Here is a 5709-nt window from a genome sequence, read left to right on the forward strand (position 1 = left end):
CCGCACCGCCGGTCACCCCGGACGCACCGCCGCCGACGCGGCCCCCCTGCGCCAGCTCCTCCTGCGGCACGCGGTCAGCCGTCGAGGTCCACCCGTCCCGGTCCCGTACCCGGTCTGACCCCCAACTTCCTTTTCCCGTACGGAGATCACCTCACCATGTCCGCACACCGCACCACCCTGCGCCGCGCAGGCACCGTCGCCGCGCTCGCCACCGCCGGAGTCCTGGCCGCCGCCGGCGTCGCCTCCGCGCATGTCACCGTCCACCCGGAGAGCTACGCCAAGGGCGCCACGGACGGTGTCCTCACCTTCCGCGTCCCCAACGAGGAGGACAAGTCCAGCACCACCAAGGTCCAGGTCTATCTGCCCACCGACCACCCGGTTCTCGGCGTGCTGGTCACCCCGCAGAACGGCTGGACCGCGAAGGTCACCACCAGCAAGCTCAAGACGCCGGTCAAGACCGACGACGGCACCATCACCGACGCCGTCTCCGAGATCACCTGGACCGGCGGCAGGATCGGCGCCGGACAGTACGAGGACTTCAACGTCGCCTTCGGTCAACTGCCCGAGGACACCGACCAGTTGACGTTCAAGACGCTCCAGACCTACGCGGACGGCGATGTCGTCCGCTGGATCGAGGAGACCGCGGCGGGCGACGACGAGCCGGAGAACCCCGCCCCCGTCCTCAAGCTGACCGCCAAGGAGAGCGAGGACGGCGANCTTCGAGACCCCGGCCGCCTCCGCCTCCACGGCGGCCACCGCCACGAAGACGACGTCCGCCTCCTCGTCGGGCTCCAGCAGCGACTCCACCGCCCGCGGGCTCGGCATCGCCGGCCTGGTCGTGGGCGTCCTCGGCCTCGCGGCCGGCGCCTTCGCGGTCGTACGCAGCCGCGCGCCGCGGTCGTAGCCGCCGTAGCACTCGTGTCGTACGGGTAGTACGGCAAGCCGAAGGGCCCGGATCCACCGTCTGGTGGTCCGGGCCCTTTCGGTAGGAACCGGTGCTACTGCGCGACCAGTTCGAGGACCTTCTCCTCGGCCGGGATCTCCTCGACGAGGGTGGTGCGGGAGGTGCGCCACAGCCACAGGACGTCGCGGCCGAACGACCAGACCAGCGTGCCCAGCGCGAGCGCCACCACGGCGAGGTTGGCCGTGTGCGGCAGCAGGTCCGCGCCCGCCAGGAGCAGCAGGATGCCCTGGGTGGCGGCGACCGTCTTGCGGGCCGTGCTCGGCGGGAGCGGCGCGTTCAGCCACAGCCAGACGCGGGCCGCGGCCACGAACGCGTAGCGCATGCCGCCGATCAGCAGGACCCACGGGCCCATCTGCGTCGAGACGTACACGCTGAGCACCAGGATCAGGAACGCGTCGACCTCCATGTCGAAGCGCGCGCCCAGCGCGGTGGTGGTGTTCGTGCGCCGGGCCACCTTGCCGTCGACACCGTCCAGGATCAGGGCCACCGCCGTCAGGCCGACCAGCAGGGTGACCGGCGGCGAGCTCTCGAAGGAGTCCGCGACCAGCGCGGTCACCCCGCCGACCAGGATCGCGCGGCCGAGGGTGACCCGGTTCGCCGGGCCGAAGGAACGCGTCCGGGACCGGTGCAGCGCCTTGGACAGCACGGCCCAGGTGGCGATCGCGAATGCCAGGCCGGTCAGCCAGCCGGCCGGTCCCATCCCGATCGCCGTGCCGAGCAACGCCAGCAACAGGATCTGAACGCCCGCTCCCACAGCGGTCTCCTGCTGGACCAGCCTTGCTTCGTATGTGTTGTTCAGGGCCACCGCACACCCTCCGGCCGTATGACAGAGTCGATCAACGCCGCGTACTGTGCGCGGCCTGTGGTTACCCGTACGTGAACAGCTTCCCGATCGTTCAGGAGGATCCCGATGAAGCGCACCGCGAGGGCGTTTTGGGTCAGCGCTCCGGGGCAAGGCGAGATACGCGACGTCGTTCTGCCGGACCCCGCCGAGGAAGAGGTGCTGGTCCGTTCCCTGTGGTCGGGCGTGAGCCGTGGCACCGAGACCCTGGTCTTCCGCGGGGGAGTGCCCGAGAGCCAGCACGTGACGATGCGGGCCCCCTTCCAGGAGGGCGACTTCCCGGGCCCGGTGAAATACGGCTACCTCAATGTCGGCGTCGTGGAGGAGGGCCCGGCCGCGCTGCTCGGCCGCACCGTCTTCTGCCTCTATCCGCACCAGACGCGCTACGTCGTCCCCGCGAGCGCCGTGACACCCGTGCCGGACTCCGTGCCCGCCGGGCGGGCCGTGCTCGCCGGGACCGTGGAGACCGCCGTCAACGCCCTGTGGGACGCGCGGCCGCTGATCGGCGACCGGATCGCGGTGGTCGGCGGCGGGATGGTCGGGTGCTCGGTGGCCGCGCTGCTGGCCCGCTTCCCGGGCGTACGCGTCCAGTTGGTGGACGCCGACCCGACGCGCGCGAAGACCGCCGAGGCGCTGGGGGTCGGCTTCGCGCTGCCCGAGGACGCGCTCGGCGACCGCGACCTCGTCGTGCACGCCAGCGCCACCGAACGGGGCCTGGCCCGCGCGCTGGAACTGCTCAGCCCCGAGGGCACCGTCCTCGAACTCAGCTGGTACGGCGACCGGAAAGTGAGCCTCCCGCTCGGCGAGGCCTTCCACTCCCGCCGCCTGGTGATCCGCGGCAGCCAGGTCGGCACCGTCTCCCCGAACCGGGCGAACCGCAGCTACGCCGACCGGCTCGCCCTCGCCCTCGACCTGCTCGCCGACCCCGCGCTGGACGCGTTGGTCACCGGGGAGAGCGACTTCGAGGAGCTGCCGGACCTGCTGCCCGGGCTCGCCTCCGGAGAGATTCCGGCGCTGTGTCACCGGGTCCGCTACGCCGACATCGGCTGAGAACCGTTCAATTCCGTACGACAAGCGCGTCTGACCTGAGAAAAGAGTGAGAGCGGGCTGAACAGGGGGAGGCGTGGAGCCGTACTACACGGCATCCCCCGGCAGGGATCAGCCGGGGGACCAGACGCGCCGCACCTGGAGGGTCGTCCGTTGTTCAGCATCACCGTTCGCGATCACATCATGATCGCCCACAGCTTCCACGGCGAAGTGTTCGGGCCCGCACAGCGGTTGCACGGAGCCACGTTCCTTGTGGACGCCACCTTCCGGCGCGAGCAGTTGGACGACGACAACATCGTCGTCGACATCGGACTGGCCACCCAGGAACTGGGCGCCGTCGTGAGTGAGTTGAACTACAGAAACCTCGACAACGAACCCGACTTCGCCGGGGTCAACACCTCGACGGAGTTCCTCGCGAAGGTCATCGCCGACCGGCTCGCCGAGCGGATCCAGAAGGGCGCGCTCGGCGAGGGCGCCCAGGGTCTGGCCGGACTCCAGGTCACCCTGCACGAGTCGCACGTCGCCTGGGCGAGCTACGAGCGTGCCCTGTGAGCGACGTGACCATCGACCGCGCCCCCTCGCTGGGATTCCTGCCCGCACAGCGCGCGGCCTCCCGGAATGCCGAGATCATCCCCATGTCCCTGCGCACCGTGCACTTCGTGATGCCGGGCGGCGTCGACGACCCGGCCACGCCGAGCGGCGGCAACGCCTACGACCGGCGGGTGAGCCTGGACCTGCCCGGATTCGGCTGGCAGGTCCACAAGCACGCCGTGGACGGCGAGTGGCCCCGGCCCGGTGCGGAAGCCCGCGCCGAACTCGCCCGGGTGCTGCGCGAGTTGCCGGACGGCGCCGCCGTCCTCATGGACGGGATCGTGGCCTGCGGGGTCCCCGAGATCGTCGTCCCCGAGGCCGACCGGCTGAGCCTGGCCGTCCTGGTGCACCTCCCGCTCGGCGACGAGACCGGCCTGGAGGCCGCCGTCGCCGCGGAGCTGGACGAGAAGGAGCGCACGGTCCTGCGCGCGGTGTCGGCCGTGATCGGCACCAGCGACTGGGCGGTGCGCCGCCTCGTCTCCCACCACGGCCTGGCCCCCGAACGCGTCCATGTCGCCACCCCCGGCGCCGACATCGCGCCCCTCGCCTCCGGCACCGACGGCGTCTCCCACCTCCTGTGCGTCGCCACGCTGACTCCGCGCAAGGGCCAGCACCGGCTGATCGAGGCCCTCGCCGCCGCGGCCGACCTGCCCTGGACCTGCGTCTGCGTCGGCGGCTTCGGCAACGACCCGGAGTACGTCGACCACCTGCGCGACCTGATCAAGCGGTACGGCCTCCAGGACCGCCTGCACCTCGCGGGCCCGCGGGCCGGCGCCGCACTCGACGCCAGCTACGCCGCCGCCGACCTCATGGTCCTCATGTCGTACGCCGAGACGTACGGCATGGCCGTCACCGAGGCCCTCGCGCGCGGCATCCCCGTGCTGGCCACGGACGTCGGCGGGCTGCCGGAGGCGGTCGGCCGCGCCCCCGACGGCGGGGTGCCCGGCATCCTCGTCCCGCCGGAGGCCCCCGCCGCCCTCGCCGCCGAACTGCGCGGCTGGTTCGGCGAGGCCGACGTACGCCGACGTCTGAAGGCGGCGGCCCGGGGTAGACGAGCGGCGCTCGACGGCTGGGCCACCACGGCCCGCAGCCTGGCCGGCGTACTCACCCGGCTCCCCAGCGAACCCCGGAGGGCGGCATGAGGAACACGCGGTCCACGCAGCCCGCACGGGCAGCAGCACAGACCGGACGGATCCCGGCACAGCCGGGCCCCAGGGGCGTACCGCTGGGCATGTTGGTGCCCCCGGTACAGCCCGAGGCGAAGGACGCGACGGCTGCACAGCCGGGGCCGGAGGACGTAGTGGCGATTTCCGTCGACGCTGTCGAGCAGGCCGGGACCGGTTCCGTGATCCCCGGCGCCGGACCCGCCACCCGCCCCGGCGAGCGGGCCACCGTACGACTGCGGGACGTCGGACCCGACGACCCGCCGCGCTACGCGCCCGAGTGGCTGGAGCTGCGGGAGGGCGCCGACGCCGTCGCGCGGGCGCCCGAACTGCTCGACCCGCTGCGCATCCGGCTCGCCAACCTGCCCGGAAAGTCCGGGGTCGTCATCCACGACCTGGGCTGCGGCACCGGCTCGATGGGGCGCTGGCTCGCCCCGCGCCTCGACGGCGCCCAGCACTGGATCCTGCACGACCGCGACCCCTACCTCCTGCACTTCGCCGCCGTCGCCTCTCCCCGCGCGGCCGCCGACGGCAGCCGCGTCACGGTCGAGACCCGGCGCGGCGACGTGGCCCGGCTGACCCCGGACGCGCTGGTCGGCGCCTCGCTGGTGACGGCCTCCGCACTCCTGGACGTCCTCACCCGCGAGGAGGTCGACGCCCTCGTCGCCGCCTGTGTCGGCGCCGGCTGCCCGGCGCTGCTCACGCTCTCCGTGGCGGGCCGCGTCGAGATCACGCCGTCCGAACCGATGGACGCCGAGATCGCCGACGCGTTCAACGCCCACCAGCGGCGCGACGGCCTCCTCGGCCCGCGTGCGCGGCGGGCGAGTTGACCGTGCTCGTCCACCACAGCGACCTGCTGGCACTGGCCCGGCCCACGGGGGGAACGTCATGAGCGTGGAGACGATGCGCACGGTCGTACCGCGGCCGGGCACCAGGACGCGCCGGGTGCGTGTCGAGCGGCCCGCGCCGGTCGCCCTCGAACTGCGCGCCGAAGGCGCCGTGCAGCAGGTGCAGCGGCGGCCCCGGCACACCCCGCCGCTGCACAGTTCGGCCGTCTCCGGCGACCGCATCGGGGTGATCGTCTCCGCCCCGCGCCCCACCAC

4 protein-coding genes and 3 pseudogenes are annotated in these 5709 nt (G+C 72.8%); 6 read left to right on the top strand and 1 reads right to left on the bottom strand.

The window, feature by feature from the left end; translation table 11 throughout:
- Positions 1-156 precede the first annotated feature (156 nt).
- Positions 157-904: pseudogene (locus JHN63_RS47810) on the top strand (YcnI family protein).
- Positions 905-998: 94 nt separating this feature from the next.
- Here JHN63_RS47810 and JHN63_RS47815 read toward each other — a convergent pair.
- The gene (locus JHN63_RS47815; protein WP_200691408.1) at positions 999-1769 is read right to left on the bottom strand and encodes a CDP-alcohol phosphatidyltransferase family protein; all 771 of its coding nucleotides are present in this window, start codon (positions 1767-1769) and stop codon (positions 999-1001) included.
- A 105-nt stretch (positions 1770-1874) separates the two neighbouring features.
- Between JHN63_RS47815 and JHN63_RS47820 the strand changes: the two genes are divergently transcribed.
- The 5 genes and pseudogenes from JHN63_RS47820 to JHN63_RS47840 form a co-directional block, all read left to right on the top strand.
- Positions 1875-2855 carry a zinc-binding alcohol dehydrogenase gene (locus tag JHN63_RS47820; RefSeq protein ID WP_200691409.1) on the top strand — a complete coding sequence of 327 codons (981 nt, stop codon included), beginning with the start codon at positions 1875-1877 and terminating at the stop codon, positions 2853-2855.
- A 150-nt stretch (positions 2856-3005) separates the two neighbouring features.
- Positions 3006-3404: a 6-carboxytetrahydropterin synthase gene (locus JHN63_RS47825; RefSeq protein WP_200691410.1), complete on the top strand. Its 399-nt coding sequence runs from the start codon at positions 3006-3008 to the stop codon at positions 3402-3404.
- Positions 3401-4585 (top strand): glycosyltransferase family 4 protein, encoded by a 1185-nt coding sequence (locus JHN63_RS47830; RefSeq protein ID WP_200691411.1) that lies wholly within the window; start codon positions 3401-3403, stop codon positions 4583-4585. The genes JHN63_RS47825 and JHN63_RS47830 overlap by 4 nt, the downstream gene beginning before the upstream one ends.
- An 89-nt stretch (positions 4586-4674) precedes the next feature.
- A pseudogene (locus JHN63_RS47835) lies at positions 4675-5421 on the top strand (methyltransferase domain-containing protein); the annotation flags it as partial.
- Positions 5422-5494: 73 nt separating this feature from the next.
- Positions 5495-5709: pseudogene (locus JHN63_RS47840) on the top strand (UPF0104 family protein); the annotation flags it as partial.

The organism is Streptomyces sp. MBT65 (assembly GCF_016612545.1).
Taxonomy (GTDB): Bacteria; Actinomycetota; Actinomycetes; order Streptomycetales; family Streptomycetaceae; genus Streptomyces.

Coding starts and splice junctions, on each gene's coding strand:
- JHN63_RS47820 (WP_200691409.1), top strand. CDS start 1,875: ATGAAGCGCACCGCGAGGGCGTTTTGGGTCAGCGCTCCGGGGCAAGGC.